Here is a 381-nt window from a genome sequence, read left to right as displayed (position 1 = left end):
CCGCGTAGGTGATCGGCCCCGGCGAGGTGGCCGATGGGGTGCCATGCGCTGTAGTAGGCAGTGGCCGTGGTGGGCAGCAGTGTGCCGAGTGGTGCGGCTGAGATCGACGCTCCGGCGGGAATGGTGGTCATCGGGCCTCCCAGGTCAGTTCGAGCCACATCGCGCCTCCTGCGCCCTTCTGGGCGGGTTCGATGCGGGGCATGTGCTTGGTCATGAGGTTGGGGGTGTCGTCTGCGGTGAGGCCGTGGTCGACGAGTCCGTCGCAGAGGGCTTTGAGGACGGGGACGATGTTGTCGGCGTCGCGGCGGATGTTGGCTCGGGGGCGGTAGACGAGCTCGATGGTGACGTGGTCGAGCGCCGTCGGCAGCCGGTGGGTTCGGG

General features: G+C 68.8%; 1 protein-coding gene. It reads right to left on the bottom strand.

The window, feature by feature from the left end:
* Positions 1 to 127: 127 nt before the first annotated feature.
* Positions 128 to 381: hypothetical protein (locus AC1DYG_RS20585; RefSeq protein WP_477641685.1), on the bottom strand; the 254-nt coding region annotated here is incomplete at its 5' end.

The organism is Pedococcus sp. P1_H8 (genome assembly GCF_056405175.1).
The sequence above is the reverse complement of the archived record's forward strand: the minus strand, read 5'-3'. Positions and strand labels throughout refer to the sequence as shown.